Source organism: Mycolicibacter sp. MU0083, assembly GCF_963378075.1.
Taxonomy (GTDB): domain Bacteria; phylum Actinomycetota; class Actinomycetes; order Mycobacteriales; family Mycobacteriaceae; genus Mycobacterium; species Mycobacterium kokjensenii.
The window spans coordinates 4,281,519-4,302,183 of record NZ_OY726394.1; the positions used below are offsets into that span (position 1 = coordinate 4,281,519).

The window sequence follows — 20,665 nt, forward strand, 5'->3', positions numbered from 1 at the left end:
TAGCCAGCGTTAACAGTCGTTCCGCACCTGCCGACACAGCAAAGCCCCGGCCGCGCCAGGAGCGCTGCCGGGGCTGCTGAGGTAAGGGCTTAGCCCGCGGTGACGTCGAGCGTCACGTCGACGTTGACGTCGTGGTGCAGGTGCACCGACACCGGGTGGCTGCCGACCGACTTGATGTGCGCCTTGGGCAGGCGGACGATGCGACGGTCCAGGTTGGGCCCACCGGCCTTCTTGATGGCGGCGACCACGTCGCCGGCGGTCACCGAGCCGAACAGCTTGCCCGAGTCGCCGGAGGTCTTCACCGGCAGCGTGACCGTGCCCAGCGCCTGCAGCGCTTCCTTGATCTCTTTGGCGTGGTCGAGGTCGCGGACCTGCTTGGTCTCGCGGGCCCGGCGGATGTCGTCGGCCTGCTTCTGCGCGCCGCGGGTGGCGACGATCGCCAGGCCGCGCGGGAGCAGGTAGTTACGGCCGTATCCGTCCTTGACCTCAACGGTGTCTCCGGCCGCCCCGAGGTGGTCCACCTCAGCGGTCAAAATCAGCTTCATCGTTTCGTTCTTTCTCGGATTGAGTGGCCGGCTTATCGCGCCGACGAAGTGAAGGGCAGCAACGCGACCTCGCGAGCGTTCTTCACCGCGAGCGCGATGTCGCGCTGGTGCTGAACGCAGTTACCGGTCACACGACGGGCGCGGATCTTGCCCCGCTCACTGATGTAGGTGCGCAGCAGCGAGGTGTCCTTGTAGTCGATCACCTGCTTCTTGTTGGAGCAGAATGCGCACTTGCGGGTCTTGATCGGCTTCTCGGGAGCCGGACGCCGCTTGTTGGATTTGGCCATCTACCTATCTCTTTTCGTGCAGTGGTTCGTTTGTCAGAAGGGCGGCTCGTCGTCGGCGCCACCGAAGGAGCCGGACGCCGGAGCACTGCCCCACGGGTCTTCCGCGGGCGGTCCGGAGGGAGCCGCCGGGGCCGACATACCGCCGCCCCCGCCGAAACCGCCTCCGCCGCCGCCACGGCTGACCTTGTTGATCTTGGCGGTGGCGTACCGCAACGAGGGGCCGACCTCATCGACCTCGACCTCGTAGACGGTGCGCTTCTCGCCCTCGCGGGTCTCGAAAGACCGCTGCTTCAGCCGCCCGGTGACGATCACCCGCGAACCGCGGGTGAGGCTCTCGGCCACGTTCTCGGCGGCCTCACGCCAGATGTTGCACCGCAGGAACAGCGCGTCGCCGTCCTTCCACTCACCGCTCTGCCGGTCGAAGACCCGCGGGGTGGACGCCACCGTGAAGTTGGCGACCGCCGCCCCCGAGGGGGTAAACCGCAGATCAGGGTCCGCGGTCAGGTTTCCAACGACGGTGATCGTGGTGTCACCTACAGCCACGGGGCCCTCCTAGGATCGGTGTTGGCGCTGCTTGTGGAGCTGAGCCTACGCAACGGCTCCGACTGCCGCCTACGACTTGTCGGTGCGCATCACCTTGGTGCGAAGCACCGACTCGTTCAGGCCCAGCTGACGGTCGAGCTCGGACACGGTGGCCGGGGCGGCCTTGACGTCGATGACCGCGTAGATGCCCTCGGCATGCTTGGCGATCTCGTAGGCCAGGCGGCGCTTGCCCCAGATGTCGACCTTGTCGACCGTTCCACCGTCTTTGCGGATCACGTTCAGGAACGTCTCCAGGGACGGGGCGACGGTGCGCTCGTCGAGAGTGGGGTCAAGGATGACCATGATTTCGTATGGACGCATGGGAACCTCATCACCTCCTATGGTCGTAGTGCGGCCGTGGGGGATTCCACGGCAGGAGGGTCGCCTGCGTCGGCAACCGGGCTAGGCTACCGGACCGGCCCGACCCCGACGAAATCGTGGCCGCGCGTCATCCACTTTTGCCTGCGAAGCAGGACTGTCGGACCGCGAAGGTAGCCTCCTGCCCATGTCTGAAGCCTCTCTGCTGTCCCTGTTGCGTGAGCGGGCCATGCTGGCCCCCGAAGACCCCGCCTACACCTACACCGACTACGACCAGGACTGGAACGGTGTCGCCGAGACGCTGTCGTGGGCACAGACCTACCGGCGGGTGCTCAACGTCGCCCGGGAACTGCAGCAGCACGGTGCCGCCGGGGACCGCGCGGTGATCCTGGCGCCGCAGGGTCTCGCCTACGTCGCCGCCTTCCTGGGCGCCATGCAGGCGGGCTTCATCGCGGTGCCACTGCCGGTGCCGCTGCCCGGCGCCCACGACGAGCGGGTCGCCGCGGTCCTCACCGACACCGCCCCGTCGGTGGTGCTGACCACGGCCTCCTCCGCCGAACTCGTCGGCGAATACGTCCGCCAGGCCGGGGTCGCGGCGACCGTCGTCGAGATCGACGCGCTGGACCTGGACGCCGCCACCGGTTCCGGTAGCCGTCCCGTCGACTCCGGCGGGGTCGCCTACCTGCAGTACACCTCGGGTTCGACGCGACTGCCGGCCGGCGTCATGGTCTCGCACCGCAACCTCGCGGTGAACTTCCGCCAGTTCATGGCCGGCTACTTCCCCGAGTTCAACGGTGTGGCCCCCGCCGACACCACCATCGTGTCGTGGCTGCCCTTCTACCACGACCTGGGCCTGATCCTGGGCATCATCGCGCCGGTGCTCGGCGGCTACCGGTGCGAACTCACCAGCCCGGTGGCGTTTCTGCAGCGGCCGGCCCGGTGGATCCAGGCGATGGCCGGCCACCGGCGGGCGTTCTCGGCCGCCCCGAACTTCGCCTTCGAGTTGGCGGTGCGCAAGACCTCCGACGAGGACATGGCCGGACTCGACCTGGGTGACGTGCTGGGCATCGTCAGCGGCAGCGAGCGGGTCCACCCCGCGACCCTGGACCGGTTCCTCAACCGGTTCGCCCCGTACAACTTCCGGGCGCGGGCACTGCACCCCGCCTACGGCTTGGCCGAGGCGACGCTCTACGTGGCCACGCTCGACGTGGAGTGTGCACCGCAGACGGTGTATTTCGAGTCGGAGAAGTTGACCCGGGGCAGCGCGCAGCGCTGCGAGGCGCCCGAAGGCACCCCGCTGCTCAGCTACGGGGTGCCCAAATCCCCGGCGGTGCGCATCGTCGACCCCGAGACCTGCACCGAATGCGCCGGCGGGACGGTCGGCGAGATCTGGACCGCCGGGGAGAACGTGGCCGGCGGCTACTGGCAGCGGCCCGAGGAGACCCGGAAGGTGTTCGCCGCGACGCTGGCGGACCCCTCCCCCGACACCCCGGCGGGCCCGTGGCTGCGGACCGGGGACCTCGGATTCATCTCCGAGGGCGAGCTGTTCATCGTCGGCCGGATGAAGGATCTGCTGATCATCTACGGGCGCAACCACTACCCCGAGGACATCGAGGCGACCCTGCAGGAGATCAGCGGCGGTCGGGTCGCGGCGATCTCGGTTCCGGTCGACCAGATCGAGCAGCTGGTCACCATCATCGAAGTCCGGGACCGCGGCGAATCCGCCGAGGAGGCGGCGCAGCGGCTGCGCAGCATCAGAAACGATGTGCAGGCGGCTGTTTCGCAGGTGCACGGGGTGACCGTGTCCGATGTGGTGCTGGTTCCGCAGGGCTCGATCCCGATCACCACCAGCGGCAAGGTTCGCCGGGCCGCCTGCGTGGATCAGTATCAGCGCCAGCAGTTCACCCGGATGGACGGCTGAGCGATCCGGACACCGAGTTACGCAGGGCCGCATGTGGATAGCGCTGTTGGTGATGGCGGTCGCAACCAGCGTCGAGCCGGTCCGGATCAGCTTGACGCTGCTGATGCTCAACCGGCCGCGGCCGGTGCTGCAGCTGATGGCGTTCCTGTGCGGTGGGTTCGCGATGGGAACGGCCGGCGGTCTGGTGGTGCTGTTCGCGTTGCAGCCCACCGTGATCGAAGCGTCCGGGCTGACGCTGCCCCGGGTGCAGATCCTCATCGGGGCGCTGGCGCTGCTGACGGCGGCGGTGCTGGCCGTACGCGCCTACGCCCCCGGATCACCACGGCCGCGCCGCGGCGCCGCCGGCTCGGGTGGGCCCGCGGCCCGGGCCCGACGGCTGCTGCAGGGCCGGTCGCTGTGGGTCGCCGCGACCGCCGGCCTGGGGATCGCGCTGCCGTCGGTGGACTATCTGGCCGCGTTGGCGCTGATCGTGGCGTCCGGGGCGCCGCCGGGTACCCGGGTGGCCGCGCTGCTGACGTTCAACGTGTTGGCCTTTGCGCTGGTAGAGATTCCGCTGCTGGCGTGCCTGGTGGCGCCCGACGCCACGCGTCGGTTCATGACGGGCCTGAACGCGTGGGTGCGGCAACGGCGTCCGGGCCAGGTCGCGGTGCTGCTGGCCGCCGTCGGCGGGGTCTTGTGCACGGCGGGAGTGCTGGGTCTGTGAGATTGTGAAAGCTGCGGTTTCGTGCAGAATCCGTAGACGGCCAAAGGAGTTAGCGATGAAACGTCTGGTCGCCGGAGCCCTCGCGGTGTGGCTGGCAGGTTCGGCCGGTGGGATCGGTGCCGGTCTCGCCGCCGCTGCGCCCACCCCGCCGATGGACACCCCGGGGATCGCCCCGACCCCGTCACCGGTGGGTGAGGAGGCGACGGCGGACGTCGTCTACGCGGTCGGCGGTGCCCGTCCCCCGGGCATCCCGTGGGCGGATTACACCCGCCGTGCCGGTTCGGGATACTTCCCGAACACCAAACGCGAGATCATCGACTATCCGGCCGGTGCGCTGTTCCGGTGGGTTCCCACGATGTTCGCGCCGGAGAACCCGCGGGACGACCTGACCATGGGCGAGGCCGTCGACGCGGCCACCCGCGGCCTCGACACCGCGATCCGCCGCGGGACCGAGCCGGCGGCCGTCGTCGGCCTGTCGCAGGGCACCATGGCCCTGGACAAGGAGCAGGTCCGGCTCGCCGACGACCCGAATGCGCCGGCCCCGCACATGCTGCAGTTCTCCACGTTCGGTTCCCCGATGGGCAAGCACGCCTTCGGTTCGAGTTTCGCCTCCGGGCTGTTCCCGCCGGGCAGCCACATGCCGGTGGTGGAATACACCATGCCGCCGATGGTGGACAGCCAGTACGACACCAACCGGATCGTGGCCGCCTACGACGGCATGGCCGACTTCCCCGACCGGCCCGACAACCTGTGGTCGGTCGCCAACGCCATCGTCGGGGCGGCCATCGTGCACACCCCGGCGGCGTTCACCACGCCGGCCGACGTGCCGCCGCAGAACATCCGCTCGACGGTCAACTCCCGTGGCGCCACCACCACGTCGTATCTGATTCCGATCAACCACCTGCCGCTGACCATGCCGCTGCGGTTCCTCGGCGTCCCCGACGACGTGGTCGACCAGCTCGACGGGTTCCTGCAGCCGCAGGTCGACGCCGGCTACGTCCGCAACGACGACCCGGCCACCAAGCCGGTCTCGGTGCATCCGGCGGGCATGAACATCGTCGAGGTGCTGGGACCCGAAACCGACAGCGCCATCGAGGACACCGTCGGCAAGATCCGCAACCTGTTCGGCGGGTTCGGCGGCTGACGGCCGCTCAGGCGTCGGTCACCGCGTCGAAGACGCTGTCCCCGGCGGTGGCCGGCGCCGGCTGCTGCGGCCCGCGCCGCAGCCAGGGACGCGTCGGCCACCAATTGGCCCGGCCCAGCAGCGCCGCGGCGGCCGGCACCGTGATGCTGCGCACCACGAAGGTGTCCACCAGGATCCCGGCGCCGATGATGAAGCCGCCCTGCACCACGGCTCCGACACTGGCGAACACCAGGCCGAACATCGCCGAGGCGAAGATCAGGCCCGCCGCGGTGATCACCGCGCCGGTGGAGCCCACGGTGCGCACCACACTGGTGCGGACGCCCACCGGTGCTTCGTCGCGCAACCGGGACGCCAACAGCATGTTGTAGTCGGCCCCCACCGCGACCAGCACCACGAACGCCAAACCGGGCACACTCCAATGCAATTGCTGACCCAGGATGACCTGGAACACCAGTGCGCCCAGTCCGATCGCCGACAGGTAGGACACGATCACCGACCCCACCAGATACACCGGGGCGACCGCGGAGCGCAGCAGCGCGGCGAGGATCAACAGCACCACCACGGTGGTCAGCACGACGATGAGCCGGATGTCCCGGTCGTAGTAGTCGCGGATGTCGCGCAGGGTCACCGGATAGCCGGAGATCGAGATCGACGCATTCGACAGCGCGGTATTCGGCAGTGCCGCTTGAGCGGTCGCGAGAATGGTGTTGACCTGGTCCATCGCCCGCGGACTGAACGGGTCCTCGTCGATCTGGATGAAGTACCGCACCGCATGGCCGTCCGGTGAGACGAAGGTCTGGGCGAGCCGGCGGAAGTCCGCGGTGCCCAACACCTCCGGTGGCACGTTGAATCCCGCCATCGACGGCTGCGACGCGTCCTGGCCCATCGCCATCAGGAACGCCGACGCGCTGGTCAGGCCCAATCCCAGCTCTTTGGTCTGATCGACCAGGAGTTGCACCCCGTCGGCGACCTGGCGGCCGGCGCCGGCCATCTCCTTGGTGCTGTTCTGCAACTCGATGATGCGTTTCTGCGCCGTGCGCGGATTGTCGAATCCCAGGGACCGCAGCGATTGCGCGGCGGTCTGCAGGGAGCGGCTCAGGCCGTCGACGGTCCCGGACAGGGTCTGGTCGGACCGGGTCGACTGCAACTGTCGCGCCACGGCGGATATCTCGTTGAGAGTTCCGGCGGCATGGGCGTTTTGGACCTTGTGGAATTCGATGCGCGCAGTCCCGCAGACCGGGTTGGCGTCGCAGATCGGGCTCGCGTCGAGGGCCTCCACCACCGGGTCCACCCAGTCGAAGCTGGTCGCCAGTCCGGCGAAACTGACCTGCATCGCGTCGCCGAGTGCACGGATGCTGTTGACCAGGCGGTTGGCCTGGTCGAACTCGGCCAGTGCCCGGCCGCCGCCGAACTGGTTCTGCAGGAACACCAGGGCGTCGACCAGGCTGCGCACCGTGCCGACGGACTGGCCGACCTGGTTGCGCAGTTCGGTGAGACCGTCGGACAACTGCCGGGCACCCGAGGACAGCCGGTCGAGATCGGCGGTGCGCCGGTCGATCAGGCCCGCCGCGTCGCCCAACTGGTCGCCGACCTCGCCGGCCTGCCGCGTCGCCCGCGCCTCTTCGAGGGACTCGCCCCGCGGGCGGGTGACGCCGCGGACGGCGGCCACGCCCGGAATCTGGCTGATCCGGTGCGCCATCTGCTCCATGTCGGCCAGCGCCCACGGGGTGCGCAGGTCATCGGGTGACTCGATCAGCAGGTACTCGGGGATGGTCTGGTTCACCGAGAAATGCCGGTCCAGTGCCGCATAGCCCACCGAACTGTCCACCGACGCCGGTAGCTGTTTGCGGTCGTCATAGTTGAACCGGATCACACCCGCGCAGCCGGCCAGGGCCAGCAGCACCGCCAGACTGCCCACCAGATATGCCGTCGGCCGCCGCACGATCCGCACTCCGGTCCGACGCCAGAACCGTGCCGCCCGTTCCGGCCGGGGCGCCACCCAGCCGCGGGGTCCGGCCAGGGTCAGGATCGCCGGGAGCAGGGTCACCGCGGCCAGGAACGCGATCGCGATCCCGATCGCCAGCACCGGGCCCACCGTGGCGAAGACGCCGAGTTTGGCGAAACCCATCCCCAGCAGGGTGACGGCGACGGTGGCCGCGGACGCGGCGATCACCTTGCCGATCGAGGCCAGCGCCCGCCGCACCGCCCGCCGATCGTCGTCGGCGCTGCCCGTGCCCAACCGCACGTAATCGTGGTAGCGGCTGACCAGGAAGACCACGTAATCGGTTCCCACACCGGCGATCAGGGCGCTCAACAGCACGATCGCCTGGTTGGAGACGGCCATGCCGGTGGCACTCGAGACGGCCGCGACCACCGCCTGCGCGGTCACCAGTGCGACGCCGATGGTGATCAGCGGCAGCAGCATGGTGACCGGGCTGCGGTAGATGACCGCCAGGATCACCAGCAGCAGGACGCCGATCGCCAACTCGATCGCCAGCCGGTCCCGGGTCCCGGCATCGGTCAGGTCGGCGACGGTGGCCGCCGGTCCGGTCACGTCGGCGGTCAGCGTCGATCCCGCGACGGTGTCCCGGACGATCTCGGCGACGCGGGTGAAGGCGGCGTAGGACTCCGGTGTGCCCAGGTCCCCGGCGAGCCCCACCGGCAGGATCCAGGCCTGACCGTCATCGCTGGCGAGCACTTCCCGCAGTGCCGGCGTGGTGTGGAAGTCCTGCAGCATCACCACGTCGTCGGTGTCGTGCCGCAACCGGTCCACCAGGGTGCGGTACACCTGCTCGTCGGCGCGGTCCAGACCCGCCTCGTCGGTGAGCAGCACCGTCAGCACGTTCTCCGAGCCGTCCTCGTCGAAGGCGGCGGCCACCCGGGCGGCGGCCTGCACCGACGGGGCGTCGGCGGGCAGTACCGCCACCGGATGACGTTCGGCCATCTCGGTCAGCGAGGGCGCGAAGACCGGCAGCAGCACCACCAGCAGCGCCCACAGGCCGATCACCGGCCAGGGGCGCCGGACGACGAATTCGCCTAGGCGTCGGAAGATGAGGTCACCTCCGCAGCGGCCGACGGTGCCCGATCAAGACGGCGGGCGGTGCCCGCCTCAGGCGACATTTTCCCAGTGGCCGGCGTTGGCGACCCGCTCGAAGACCGACTTCAGCACCGCCAGGTAGCGGGCCACCGAATCGTGGGCCTGCGGATTGTCCGGGTACACCGCGGTCACCGCGGTCTCCTCCTCGACCCGGATCACATACAGCGACATCTGGTAGGAATACCGGCCGTCGCTGTAGACCCCGATGTTGAGGTCGTCGAGGCCCGCGGTGATCAACGCCGACAGCGGCGCGGCCCCGGCGTCGAGGAAGTTGACGACGGGGAAGTTCGGCGGCGGCTTGCGCAGATCCGGCGCCAGTTCCATCACCCGCTGGTAGGGGACTTCCGCCAGTCCGCGCCCGGCGTCGAAGGACAGCTGCGCGGCACTGGCCGCCTCGGCGAAGGACGCGCCACCGATCGGCACGGTGACCGGGACCAGGCCGGTGAACCAGCCCAGGGTCAGGTCATCGGTGGGCGACACCCGGGTGTCGCGCGGCGTCAGACCGTAATACTCTCCGGCCCCGGTCAATTCGTGATGGGCGAGCCCACAGCAGGCCAGCACGCCGCCGACGAACCGGGCCTGTGCATCGGTGCAGGAGGATTCGAAGTCGATGGTCTGCTGGGCGTCGAGCATCGGGACGGTGACCATGGCCGCGTCGCACGGCTGTGCCGGATCCCCCAGCGGCAGCGGGAAACCGGGCAGGCTCCCGCCGTTGCTGTCGGCGAAGCCGCGCCACGCCTGGATCTGCGGTGACTCGGCGGTGAGCGCCGAGGTGAATCGGTGCTGGCGCAGACAGAAGTCGTTGTAGCTGCCCGCCGGCGGCAGCTCCAGCGGGGCGCCGCCGGCCACCAGCGCGTTGTACATCAGGTACAGCTCCATCAGGGTGACCCCGGCGACCGCGGCGTCCACGTGGACGTGGTCGATGCTGGCGAAGAACGTGAAGTGGTTCTTGGCCTGGATGATCCCGAACCGGAAGCAGTCCCACTGCAACGGATCCGGCGTCTCCTTCAACAGGTCGCGGACCTGCGGCAGCGTCAACTCGCCGTGATCGACCGGAACGAATTGGATGTCGGCGGGATCGGCGATGACGTGCCGGGTCAGGCGTCCGTCCTCGCCGTGCGCGAACCAGCTGCGGTAGGTCTCATGCCGCCGCAGGTGGGCGTTGATGATGTAGTCGATGGCCCGCCGGTCACAGCGGCCCGGCATATCGCAGCTGAGCACCATCAGTCGCGAGTAGTCGAGTCCGGCGGCGGTCTGGTCGATGTAGCCGCGGATGTGCTGTTCCTGCATGTAGCTGGCCGGCACCTCGCTCACCGGCGCGCGCTGTGCCGCTGCCAGCGCAGCGGCCGACGGTCCCCACACCACGGTCGGACCCGCCTCGGGCCCCCAATCCCCCAACGTCCCCAGCCCCAATGGACCTACCCGCAACACTTCCTCCTCTTCTCGGGCGAACAACACTTCGGTCGGTAACTCATGGCCGCGGCGAGGCCGGCAGCGCTCACCTGCCGGCGCGGGACTCCGCACCCTCGGTCCGGCTCACCAGTTCGTCGCAGACGTGCCGGGCCAGACCCCGCACCGTGGTCAGCTGGGCCGGCCCGACCCGCACCCCGGTCTCGGTCTCGATGCGGGTGCGGAACTCCAAGCTGGCCAACGAATCCAGGCCGTATTCGGGCAACGACCGATCCGGGTCGACGGTGCGGCGCAGCAGCACGCTGATCTGGTCGGAGACCAACTGCGAGATCGCGCCGAACCATTCGTCGCGGGGCAGTTCCCGCAACTCCGCCAGGAACCGCTCGGCGTCGGGGCCGGACCGGCGGGTCGCCCGGAATTGCTCGGCGAACCGGCTGCGGTGCGCCAACGCGGTCAGTCCCGGCGCCCGGGTGATCGGGGCGTACCCGGAGTAGGCGCGGTCGTAGCTCAGCATCGCCTGAAACACCCGGGCGCCCTCGGTGGAGGTGATGGCGGCGTGAGCGTCACCGTCCGCCGGCGCGGCGGCGGTACCGGTGTCGGCCCACGGACCCCAGCCGATCACCGTGGCGGGTAGGCCGCGGGAGCGGCGCCAGCGACCGAACGCATCCAGCCAGCTGTCGGCGGCCGCGGCCGCACCCTGCCCCGGGGAGCCGATCAGCGCCGACGTCGAGGAGAACGCGCAGAACCAGTCCAGCGGAACGTCGGCCGTCTCCTCCCGCAACGCCTGGTGAATGTTCCACGCGCCGTGGACCTTCGGTGTCCAGCAGCGGTCGATGACGGCGTCGGTGAGGTCGGCCAGGGCGGCGTCCCCGGCCGCGGTGACCGCGTGCAGCACACCGCGCACCGGTAGGCCCGTCTCGGTCGCCAGCGCCACCAGTCGCTGCGCGGTCGCGGGCTCGGCGATGTCGCCGCACTCCACCCGGACGTCGGCGCCGGCGGCGCGCATCCGCTCGATGGCCTGTTGCGCCGGACCGTCGGGTGCCGATGTCCCGTTCAGCACGAGGCGACCGCAGCCCGCGGCCGCCATCTCGGTGGCCAGGAACAGCCCGGCCCCGCCGGTGCCGCCGGTGACGATGTAGGCGCCGTCGGCACGGAAAGGCCTGGCCTGCTCCGGCGGTATGACGGCCACGCTCTCCCCGGTCTGGGGCGCGACCAGCAACGCGGTGCCGGCCCGATCGCCGTCGCCGTCGTGACGCAGCGCGTCGGCGGCGTCCAGCAACGGGTAGTGCGTGGTCTGCGGCCGCGGCAGGGTGCCGTCGGCGGCACGCTGATACACCGTGGCCAGCAGGCGGTGGACGACCTCCGGGTGGCTCTGGGCCAACAACGCCAGGTCGACGACGTGCAGTGACAGGTTGCGGCGGAACGGGGACAGCCCCAGCCAGGTCTGCCGGGAGCCGTCCGGTCTGCCCAGTTCGATGAACCGGCCGCCGAAACTCAGCAGGTCCAGGCCGGCCCGCTGGGCGATACCGGACAGCGAATTGAGCACGACGTCCACCCCGTATCCGCCGGTGTCGTGGCGGATCCGGTCGGCGAACTCCGGTGTCGCGGAATCATAGACACCGTCGATACCCATGTCGCGCAACCGTTGTCGCTGCTGCGGACTGTCGGCGGTGGCGAAGACTTCACAACCGGCCGCCTGCGCGACGGCGATCGCGGCCCGGCCGATACCGCCGGCCGCCTGGATCAACACCTTGTCCCCGGCGGTGATCCGGGCCAGGTCGTGCAGCGCGTACCAGGCGGTGACGTAGGCGGTCGACAACGCGGCGGCCTCGGCCGGTGACAACGCGGCCGGCAGCGTGACCGCGGACCTGGCGTCGCAGGTGATGAACGTGCTCCAGCCGCCGTCGGGCGCGATGCCGCCGACGTGGTCACCCACCCGGTGCCCGGTGACGTCGGGTCCCACGGCGCTGACCACGCCGGCGAAATCGGTGCCCAATTGCCGCGAATACTCCTCGGCGGCAGGCCGTTCGGTGGCCGGCGCCTGCGCATAGTTCACCCCCGAGACCGCGACGGCGACCTCGATCTGGCCGGGGCCGGGGGTGATCCGCGGCTGGGCGATCGATTCCAGGGACTCGATCTCGTCGGGCTCGCCGAATGCAAGCCGGATCCCGTCCGATCCGTGCTCGACGACGGTGGTCCGCCGTTCGGCCAGGCCCAGCGGCGCCGACCGCAGTCGCGCGGTGTACCAGGCGCCGTCCCGCCATGCGGTCTCGTCTTCCTCCGAACCGCTGCACAGTTGCGCCGCGATCCCGGCGGCGCGGGCCGTATCCGGTTGGGTGCCATCGTCGACGACGTCGATCTGGGTCGCCTTCAGATGCGGGTGCTCGGAATCGATCACCCGGACCAGACCGCGCAGGCCGGCCTGTTCCAGGTTCGCCCGGTCACCGGGGCGGACCGTCGCCGCGGCCCGGGTGACCAGGTAGAGCCGCGGGGCCTGGCCGGAAAGGCCGGCCAACCGGTGGACGACGCTCAGCAGATAGGTCACGAAGTCGCGACCGCGGCGCTGCGGGTCCGCATCCTCGATCGCCGGCGGGGTGACCACGACGACACCGGTGCGGCCGTTGAGGGCAGCCTCCGGCAGGGCATCGGCGGGCCCGGCTCCGTCGATCGGTACGGCGACCGTGTCGGCTTGCGCACCGGCGTCTTTCAGCGCGCCCTGGAGCGCTGCGGTCAGCGGATCCGCGGCGGCGGCCATGCTCAGCAGCAACCAGTTGCCCGACTGCCCCGGTGCGGGGTCGGGCCGTTCGCGGCGCTGCCACTCGATGGTCAGCAACCGCTCGTCGAGGGTGCGCTCGGCGGCGTCGTGGGCGGAACCGGTATCGAGCCGAAGGCCTTCGACGGTGAGCAACGCCGTGCCGGTGGCATCCAGCAGTTCCAGGTCGATCTCGCAGCCCTGCTCTGCTACCGCGGTGAAGGTGCTCAGGCAGTACCGCACGGCGCGGGTCGGGTGATACCGGCGCAGTCGGCGCACCCCGACCGGTCGCGGCAGTGCGCCGTCGGCCGCACGGGGCAGGCCCGGGTGGATCATCGCCGACTGGAAGCAGGCGTCCAGCACGGCGGGGTGCACCTCGTAGGGAGCCTGCTGCGCGCGCAGCGACCCCGGCAGGGCGACCTCGGCGAACAGCGTCGCGCCGTCGCGGTGCGGCCCGTCGCCCAGGTGCACGGCGGCCAGCCCGGAGAAGGCCGGGCCGTGCTGAATACCGGCCTCTTCGAATGTCTTTCGCAGGTCATCGCGGTCGATCGAGACGGGGTGCGCCGCTGACAGTGCGGCGATGTCGCGGACCGGGGGGCGGCGGTCGTTGTCCGGCGATTCCAGCACCGCGGTCGCCCGGTCCACACGAATCCGGTCGTGGTGGGTGTGCACGCCGAAGGTCAGCACACCGGGTGCGGTCACGACCGCCCCCGAGGACAGTGCCGTCTGCTCCTCGAGCGGCAAGACCTGCTCGAAGCGGAGATCGCGGACCTGCGCGCCTTCGCCGAGGCCGGCACGCGCCGCGGCCAGGGCCATCTCGCAGTAGGCCGCGCCGGGCAGGGTGGGCACCCGGTACAGCAGGTGGTCCGCCAGCCAGGGGTGCGCGACCAGACCGACATCGCCGGCCCAGACGTGCCGCTCGGGCTCCTCCCACAGGTGTACGTGCGATCCCAGCAGCGGGTGAACGGCCCGGACGGCCGCACCCTGCGGTGCGGTGTCGCCGCTGTCGCGGCGCAGCAGCAGCGACCGGTGGTCCCAGCGCGGCAGCGGCGCGTCCACCAGTCGGCCCACCGGGTAGTGCGCGGCGAAGTCCACCGCGGCCCCGGCGCCGTACAGGTCGGCGACGAAGCCGAGCAGACCGCACCCGCCGGCCGTGCCGTCCCCGGCGAGCATCGGCGCCAGGACGGTGACGGGCGCGTCGAGTCCGGCGGCATTGCGTTCGATGACGTCGGTGAGCTGCGGGTCCGCTGCCGGCGCGGCGAAGACCCGGTGGCCGTCTTTGATCGCGGCCTGTACGGCGGCGGCGAATCTCGCGGTGTACCGCAGGTTCTCCACCCAGTAGTCGGCGTCGAACGCCGGCCGGTCGCGTGGTGCCCACAGGGTCGCCGAGTAGTACGGCACCTGCGGCTCGGTGGGCCGCAGGTCGGCCAGCGCGGCAGTCAGCTCGTCGAGGATTGGTTCGACCTGCGGCGAGTGCGCGGCGACGTCGACGGCCAGCTCGCGGGCCGGCACACCCTGCTGTTGCCAGGCGGCCACCAGGTCCCGCACGGTGTCGGCGCTGCCGCCGATGGTGGTGCATGCCGGCGCTTCGACGACCGCGAGCACCACGTCGGTGACGTCGCGGATGGAGAACTCCGACAACACCTGCTGCGCAGGCAGTTCCACCGCGGCCATCGCACCGCTGCCGGCGATACCGGCGAGCAGCTGCGCCCGGCGGCAGACGACGCGGACGCCGTCTTCCGGGGCCAGGCCGCCGGCGACGACGGCCGCCGCGGTCTCCCCCAGCGAGTGGCCGATGACCGCGCCCGGCCGGACTCCGTGCGCCGTCATGGCCCGGGCCAGTCCGACCTGGGTGGCGAAGACGGTCACCTGGCGTTGCACGATGTCGGTCGGCGGTTGCGGCGCCGAGATCGCCGCGGCGAGGGAGAATCCGGCTTCGGCGGCGACCAGCGGCTCAAGCTCGGCGATCGCCGCAGCGAACATCGGATCCGCTGCGAGCAGTCCGATCGCCGTCCAGTTGAGTCCCTGCCCGGTGAACACCCACACCGGTCCGCGGTCGCCGGGGCCCGGGACGCGCCGATACTCCTTGTCGTCGCCGGCGAGGTCACGCAGGGCGTCACCGAGTTCCCCGATTCCCTCGGCGGCGATCGCGGTCCGCACCGGCCGGTGGGCGCGGCGGCGCGCGAGGGTGTACCCCAGATCCACCGAGCCCGCGCCGGTCAGCTCGGCGCCGTGCCGGTCGAGCCACTCCGCGAGCCGGGCCGCGGTCGCCCGGAGTTGCTCCGGGGAGTTCGCCGAAATCGGGAACAGCTGCGGCGTCCCGGCAACGGGTGCGGCATCCGGGGGCGAGCCGGCCGGCTCCGGCGCCTGCTCCACGATGACGTGCACGTTGGTGCCCGAGCAGCCGTGCGACGACACCGCGGCCCGGCGCGGCCGGTCCTCCTCGGTGGCGGGCCACGGCATATTCTCCTGCGGCACAGTGAGGTTGGATGCCATCGCGGCCAGCTGGTCGGGCAGGGCACTGAAGTGCAGGTTCCGGGGAACGATGCCGTGCTGCACTGCGAGGATCGCTTTGGCCAGCCCCAACGGGCCCGCCGCCGACTGGCAGTGGCCGAAGTTGGTCGTGGCCGAACCGAGGAAACAGCGTCCCGCGGTGCCGTACACCTCGGCCAGGCCGGTGTATTCGAGCCGGTCCGCAGCCGCGGTACCGGCACCGTCTGCCTCGACCAGGCCGACGGTGGCCGCCTCGAGGTTCGCGGCCGCCAGGGCGTCCCGGTACACCGCGACCTGCGCGGACGGCTCGTCCGACGGCGAGCCGCCGTCGTGCCTGGCCGCGGACCCGCGCAGCACCGCCAGCACGCGATCGTCGTCGCGCAACGCGTCCGGCAGCCGCTTGAGCAGCAGCACCACACAGCCCTCACCGGAGACGGATCCGTCGGCCGCCGCGTCGAAGGCCCGGCATCGCCCGGTCGGCGACCACACGTCCCGGGCGGACCCGGCAACCGAGCGGCGGGGCTCGAGCAGGACCGACACCCCGCCCGCCAGCACCAGGTCGCTCTCCCCGGTCTGCAGACTGCGGCAGGCCTGATGTACGGCCATCAGGCCCGACGAACCCGCGGTGTCCACCGTGACCGCCGGGCCGTGCAACCCCAGTGCCCGCGCCACCCGCCCGGAGGCGAATCCGCCGCCGGTACCGGGCTGCTCGTAGTCGCTGTGATCGAGTCCCACGAACACGCCGGTCCGCGAACCGGCCAGGCTCGCCGGGTCCAGGCCGGCGTGTTCGGCGGCCTCCCACGAGGTCTCCAACAACAGGCGGTGCTGGGGGTCGATCGCGGTGGCGTCGGCGTCGGTCATGCCGAAGAACTCGGCGTCGAACGCGCCGACGTCCGCCAGGAAGGCTCCCCAGCGCGACACCGATCCGCCGGGTGTAGCGGATTCGGTGCTGCAGTAACTGTCGGCATCCCACCGGTCGGCGGGGATCTCGCCGACGAGATCGGTGCCGCGCAGCAGCGCGTCCCAGAGCCGTTGCGGCGAATCGATCTCGCCGGGTAGGCGGCATGCGAGTCCGATCACGGCGACCGGTGAGGTGGGCAGGCCATCGAGGGGGATGCGGGGGGTAGTCATTGCGCCCGCGAGGCTACCCCAATCGGACGACAAAAATTCCCTCAGGTAAACGTCCGTTCTCCACTTCGGCGGAGACGCCACCATTGCAGCACTTCAACGAAGTAACACTTTCGAGTCACCTGAGTGAGAAAGAAAGTGTTATTAAGATGTCCCTTAAAGAGGCTGTTGGGCGGTGCTCACCCCGACGCCTGCCAGGCCCGATCCGGGCGGCCGCAGCCGGGCCGGCAGCCAGGACGGCGGCGCATCGGGTGCCCGGTCGAACACACCCCCGGCCGGATCGTCGGCCCAATCGTGTGCCCGCACCAGATCTTCCCCGGGGCGGTAGATCTGCCGGATCACCAGGGCGCACAGCACCACGACCGCCAGATCGCGCAGCAGCACGGTGACGGTGAACCACTGTTCGGGCAGCCCCCGATCGGCAACGCTGTACAGGTAGTACATCCGCGGCACCCAGACCAGGGCGTCGACGGTCATCCAGGCCAGCAACAGCCGGCGGTGCGGCAGCGCGAGCACCGCCAGCGGTACCAGCCACAGTGAGAACTGCGGACTCCACACCTTGTTGGTCAGCAGGAACGCCGCGACCACCAAGAACGCCAACTGCGCCACCCGCGGTCGTCGGGGCGCGGTCAGCGCGAGGTAGCCGATCCCGGCGCAGCACAGTGCGAACAGGCCCGCGGCCACGCTATTGAGCACAGTCGGTGGCTGCCACATGCCCAGATCCCCGTCGAAACCGCGCCAGCCGGTCAACGACTTGACCACGTTGTACAGCGAATCCATGTCGTCGCCGCGACGGGAGTTCAGCCGGAAGAACTCCGTCCAGCCCCGCGGCGCGTACAGCAGCACCGGCAGATTCACCACCAGCCAACTCACCGCCGTGGCCGCCGCGGTGCGTTTGACCTCCCGCAGCCGGCCGGTGCGCAGTCCGAGCACCAGCAGGGGGAACAGCAGCAAAACCGGATAGAGCTTGGCGGCGGTGCCCAGGCCGAGCAGCACCCCGGCGGCCACCGGCCGGCGTCGCGCCCACGCCAGCAACCCGCAACCGGCGAACGCGGTGGCCAGCGCATCGAAGTTGGTGAAGATCTGGAAGACGACCAGCGGGGAAGCCGCCACCAGTGCGGCGTCCCAGATCCGGCGGCCGGCCAGCCCCGCGGTCGACCACACCGTCGCCAGCCAGGCCAACGCCAGGCCCAGGGCGACGATGTCGAAGAACACCACCACTTCGGCGACACCGGTCAACGCCGGTATCGGTAGCACCTTCGTGATCGCCGTGTAGGTCTTGGCCAACGTCATCGCGGCGTACTGATAGAGCCCGGTCAGCACCGGATACTCCATGTAGCGCACCGCCGGCTGACCGTCGTACCGGATCTGCTCCTGCCCGGAGCCGTCCTTCTCCACCCAACTGGATTTGTAGGGGAACTTGCCCTGGTCGAGCAGTTCGGCGGTGTAGAGCGGTACGACATCGGAGTAGCACAACTGGAAGTAGGCCCGCTCGTTGTCCCAGTTGGCCGTCCGCTGATCGGGGCTGCCGCTCCCGACGCTCTGCAGGCACGGCGATTTGGTCGCCCAACCCAGCGCCATGACCAGCACGGCGATCAGGAACATCACCCGCAGCGGCGTCATGAACCTGCCGCGCCCGATCAACGCATGGCGCCCCACCGGCCCACCGACGGTGTTGGACAACGCATGTCCGATCACATCGTTGCGGCTGGGCAGATCTCGGCGCTCGGCACTGCGCAGGTCGGCGGCCAACGGCCGCGGCGAGCACACCGCGCGTTCGGTCACCTCCTCCGTCACGGCACCACCTCGGGCGGCGGTGGTGGAGGTGGCGGAGGCGGCGGCGGTGGAGGCGGGGGCGGTGGTGGAGGTGGCGGAGGCGGTGGCGGCGGTGGTGGGAACGGCGGCGGGAACGGCCCGGGCACCTCGAACCCCGGCGGCGGCGGGGGCGGGTTCGCGTTCTGCGGGGGCGGGTACCACTCCGTGGGTGGTGGCGCGACCGGCACCCCGGCGAAACCACCGATCTCGGTCGGTTTGGGGAACGCGACGATCGGGTCGCCCCACAGGGCGCCGTCCATGCTGGCCTTCCAGATGTCGGCGGGCAGGCCGGCGCCGTAGATCGGGCCGCCCCACTTGTTGACCAGGGGCTCGTCTCCGGTGTCGGTGCCGACCCAGACCGCTGTCGCCAGGGTCGGGGTGTAGCCGACCATCCAGGCGTCCCGGTTGGCGCCGGTGTGGCCGAGCTGGGTGGTGCCGGTCTTCGCGGCGGCCGGGCGGCCGCCGGCCAGATCATGTCCGCCCGACCAGCTCGGAATCGCCTTCATGGCGTCGGTCACGTTGTCGGCCACCGCTTTCGGAATCCGCTGCTGGCCGGTGTCGCCGGCCGCTGCGATGTCGAACAGTACCCGGTTGTCGGACCCGACGACCTTCTGGATGAAGTGCGGCCGGTGGTACATCCCGGAGTTCGCCAGGGTGCCGTAGGCGGAGGCCATGTCGATCACCCGGGTCTGGTACTGGCCCAGCACCACGCCGTTCTCGGGCGGGCCACCGCGGCCGTCCTGGGACAGCGTGAACGCGACGCCGGGGAAACTCTTGGCCACCCCCGCCCGGTGCGCGGCCGCGGCGACGTCTTCCGGGCCGTTCTTGAGCTTGAGCATCAACCGGTAATAGGAGGTGTTCAGCGATCGTTTGAGTGCCTCGGCGATGTTGCAGACCCCGCAGCTGGCGCCCCCGATGTTGCTGATCTTGGTGCGGCCGACCGTGAGTGGCGCACTGTCGACCTCGTAGCCCAGACCGATGCCCTGTTCGAGGGCGGCGACCAGGGCGAACACCTTGAACGACGACCCGGTCTGCAGTCCGGCCTGGGCGAAGTCGAAACCGCCGGCCTCGGCGCCGCCGTAGTAGGCGCGCACCGCACCGCTGCGCGGATCGATGGCCACCACCGCGGTGCGCACCGCGGGTTTCTGTCCGGCCATGGCGGCGCCGACGGCCTTCTCCACCGCCCGCTGGGCCCTCATGTCGATGGTGGTGGTGACCTGCAGGCCCTGCATGTTCAGCATCTGCTCGTCCATGTGGAACATCTCGAGCAGTTCCTCGGTGACCTGGCGCTGGATCAGCCCGTTGGGGCCGGTGGTCTGGTCGGCGTTGCGCGCCTGATCGGGTGGGACCGTCGTGGGGAACATCTGCTTGGCCCGCTCGCCGAAGCTGAGCGCTCCGGTGGCCACCATGCCGTCGAGCACCCAGTTCCACCGGTCGACCGCGCGCTCGCGGTCGATCGCCGGATCCAGCGCGGACGGCCGCTGGATGACCGCCGCCAGCAGCGCGCCCTCGGAGACGGTGAGTTCCTCGACGGGCTTGTCGAAGTAGGCCCGCGCCGCCGAGGCGATCCCATAGGTGGTGCGGCCGAAGTAGATGATGTTGAGGTAGGCCTCCAGCACCTCGTCTTTGGGCCACGCCGCGGACATCTTGGTCGCGACCACCAGTTCCTTGCCTTTGCGGACGATGCCCGCCATACCGGCCCGCTCGGATCCGACCAGTGCGTTCTTGACGTACTGCTGGGTGATGGTGGAGGCGCCCTGGGTGTCCCCGCCGAGCAGGTTGTTCTTGACCGCCCGCATCATCCCCGAGGGGGAGAAGCCGGAGTTGGTGTAGAAGTCGCGGTCTTCGGCGGCCAGCACCGCGTCGCGCACGTGGACCGGTATCTGGTCGATCGTGACGTCGATGCGATTGCCGTCCGGCGGAATGATTTTCGCCAGTTCCGTGCCGTCTGCGGCGAGGATCGTCGATATCTGGCTGGTGTGGATGTCACCGGGTTCGGGAAGGTCGACCGTCCGGTAGGCCATCCCGAAGACCACCACCGGGGTCACCAGCATCGCCGCGGTCGCGGCGTAGAGGCCGCGCCGGACGTGGACCCAGTTCCGTCGGCGCGTCGGTTCGGGTTCGTCGGCGTCGGCCGGCCTGTCGGTCGCGGGTCGCGGCGTGTCGGTGTCGGGCCGGGGCCGCTCCATGGCGGCCTTGACCGCTTCGGCCGACTCTCCGGGCTCCGCTTCGTCGGCCGCTGCGGTCGGCTCGGCGTCCGTCGTCGTCAAGAAGTGGTCTTCGGCAGCGCTGTCGGCACCCGGCGCTGTCGGGTTTCGCGTCGTCACCGCCGGCCGTGGTATCCCCATTGGCGTGGGTTCGGCCGGGCCGGTGCCACCGGCAGGATTCTCAGCAGCCCGTCATCCCCCACGCGTCGCTGCGCTCGCATGCCACACAGCGTACGTCCGCCCCGACACCGTCGGATTGAAAC

The 20,665-nt window shown here is 70.4% G+C and carries 12 protein-coding genes; 3 read left to right on the plus strand and 9 right to left on the minus strand.

The window, feature by feature from the left end; all coding sequences use genetic code 11:
- Positions 1 to 89 precede the first annotated feature (89 nt).
- From rplI to rpsF, 4 genes are all read right to left on the minus strand, one after another.
- Entirely contained in the window at positions 90 to 545 is a 456-nt protein-coding gene (rplI, locus tag RCP38_RS19700; protein WP_308474580.1) for a 50S ribosomal protein L9, read from the minus strand.
- 32 nt (positions 546 to 577) lie between these two features.
- On the minus strand, positions 578 to 832 hold the full coding sequence (gene rpsR / locus RCP38_RS19705; RefSeq protein WP_019736050.1) for a 30S ribosomal protein S18: 255 nt from the start codon (positions 830 to 832) through the stop codon (positions 578 to 580).
- Between the two features lie 33 nt (positions 833 to 865).
- Entirely contained in the window at positions 866 to 1,375 is a 510-nt protein-coding gene (locus RCP38_RS19710; RefSeq protein WP_308474582.1) for a single-stranded DNA-binding protein, read from the minus strand.
- Positions 1,376 to 1,444: 69 nt separating this feature from the next.
- Positions 1,445 to 1,735 (minus strand): 30S ribosomal protein S6, encoded by a 291-nt coding sequence (rpsF, locus tag RCP38_RS19715; RefSeq protein WP_224974541.1) that lies wholly within the window; start codon positions 1,733 to 1,735, stop codon positions 1,445 to 1,447.
- 184 nt (positions 1,736 to 1,919) lie between these two features.
- Between rpsF and RCP38_RS19720 the strand changes: the two genes are divergently transcribed.
- Genes RCP38_RS19720 through RCP38_RS19730 form a run of 3 tightly spaced genes read left to right on the plus strand, consistent with a single transcriptional unit; the run spans position 1,920 to position 5,500 of the window.
- Positions 1,920 to 3,653, plus strand: coding sequence for an AMP-binding protein (locus tag RCP38_RS19720; RefSeq protein ID WP_308474584.1), 1,734 nt, complete (start codon positions 1,920 to 1,922; stop codon positions 3,651 to 3,653).
- A 31-nt stretch (positions 3,654 to 3,684) separates the two neighbouring features.
- On the plus strand, positions 3,685 to 4,356 hold the full coding sequence (locus RCP38_RS19725; protein ID WP_308474585.1) for a GAP family protein: 672 nt from the start codon (positions 3,685 to 3,687) through the stop codon (positions 4,354 to 4,356).
- A 55-nt stretch (positions 4,357 to 4,411) separates the two neighbouring features.
- On the plus strand, positions 4,412 to 5,500 hold the full coding sequence (locus tag RCP38_RS19730) for a PE-PPE domain-containing protein (RefSeq protein WP_308474587.1): 1,089 nt from the start codon (positions 4,412 to 4,414) through the stop codon (positions 5,498 to 5,500).
- A gap of 7 nt (positions 5,501 to 5,507) precedes the next feature.
- Here the strand turns inward: RCP38_RS19730 and RCP38_RS19735 are convergent, their stop codons facing one another.
- The 5 genes from RCP38_RS19735 to RCP38_RS19755 all read right to left on the minus strand — a co-directional run bounded on the left by RCP38_RS19735 (position 5,508) and on the right by RCP38_RS19755 (position 20,543).
- The gene (locus RCP38_RS19735) at positions 5,508 to 8,552 is read right to left on the minus strand and encodes an MMPL/RND family transporter (RefSeq protein WP_308477431.1); all 3,045 of its coding nucleotides are present in this window, start codon (positions 8,550 to 8,552) and stop codon (positions 5,508 to 5,510) included.
- A 57-nt stretch (positions 8,553 to 8,609) separates the two neighbouring features.
- On the minus strand, positions 8,610 to 10,025 hold the full coding sequence (locus tag RCP38_RS19740; RefSeq protein ID WP_308474588.1) for a condensation domain-containing protein: 1,416 nt from the start codon (positions 10,023 to 10,025) through the stop codon (positions 8,610 to 8,612).
- Positions 10,026 to 10,095: 70 nt separating this feature from the next.
- Positions 10,096 to 16,383, minus strand: coding sequence for a sulfolipid-1 biosynthesis phthioceranic/hydroxyphthioceranic acid synthase (pks2, locus tag RCP38_RS19745; protein WP_308474589.1), 6,288 nt, complete (start codon positions 16,381 to 16,383; stop codon positions 10,096 to 10,098).
- A gap of 153 nt (positions 16,384 to 16,536) precedes the next feature.
- A complete protein-coding gene (locus tag RCP38_RS19750; RefSeq protein ID WP_308474591.1) occupies positions 16,537 to 18,177 on the minus strand; it encodes a glycosyltransferase family 87 protein in 1,641 nt (546 codons plus the stop codon).
- Entirely contained in the window at positions 18,174 to 20,543 is a 2,370-nt protein-coding gene (locus tag RCP38_RS19755; RefSeq protein ID WP_308474592.1) for a transglycosylase domain-containing protein, read from the minus strand. The genes RCP38_RS19750 and RCP38_RS19755 overlap by 4 nt, the downstream gene beginning before the upstream one ends.
- Between the last annotated feature and the right edge of the window lie 122 nt (positions 20,544 to 20,665).

Excerpts from the sequence above, each read along its gene's own strand:
- rplI (WP_308474580.1), bottom strand. The coding sequence starts at position 545 with ATGAAGCTGATTTTGACCGCTGAGGTGGACCACCTCGGGGCGGCCGGA.
- rpsR (WP_019736050.1), bottom strand. The coding sequence starts at position 832 with ATGGCCAAATCCAACAAGCGGCGTCCGGCTCCCGAGAAGCCGATCAAG.
- rpsF (WP_224974541.1), bottom strand. The coding sequence starts at position 1,735 with ATGCGTCCATACGAAATCATGGTCATCCTTGACCCCACTCTCGACGAG.
- RCP38_RS19720 (WP_308474584.1), top strand. The coding sequence starts at position 1,920 with ATGTCTGAAGCCTCTCTGCTGTCCCTGTTGCGTGAGCGGGCCATGCTG.
- RCP38_RS19725 (WP_308474585.1), top strand. The coding sequence starts at position 3,685 with ATGTGGATAGCGCTGTTGGTGATGGCGGTCGCAACCAGCGTCGAGCCG.
- RCP38_RS19730 (WP_308474587.1), top strand. The coding sequence starts at position 4,412 with ATGAAACGTCTGGTCGCCGGAGCCCTCGCGGTGTGGCTGGCAGGTTCG.
- pks2 (WP_308474589.1), bottom strand. The coding sequence starts at position 16,383 with ATGACTACCCCCCGCATCCCCCTCGATGGCCTGCCCACCTCACCGGTC.
- RCP38_RS19755 (WP_308474592.1), bottom strand. The coding sequence starts at position 20,543 with ATGGGGATACCACGGCCGGCGGTGACGACGCGAAACCCGACAGCGCCG.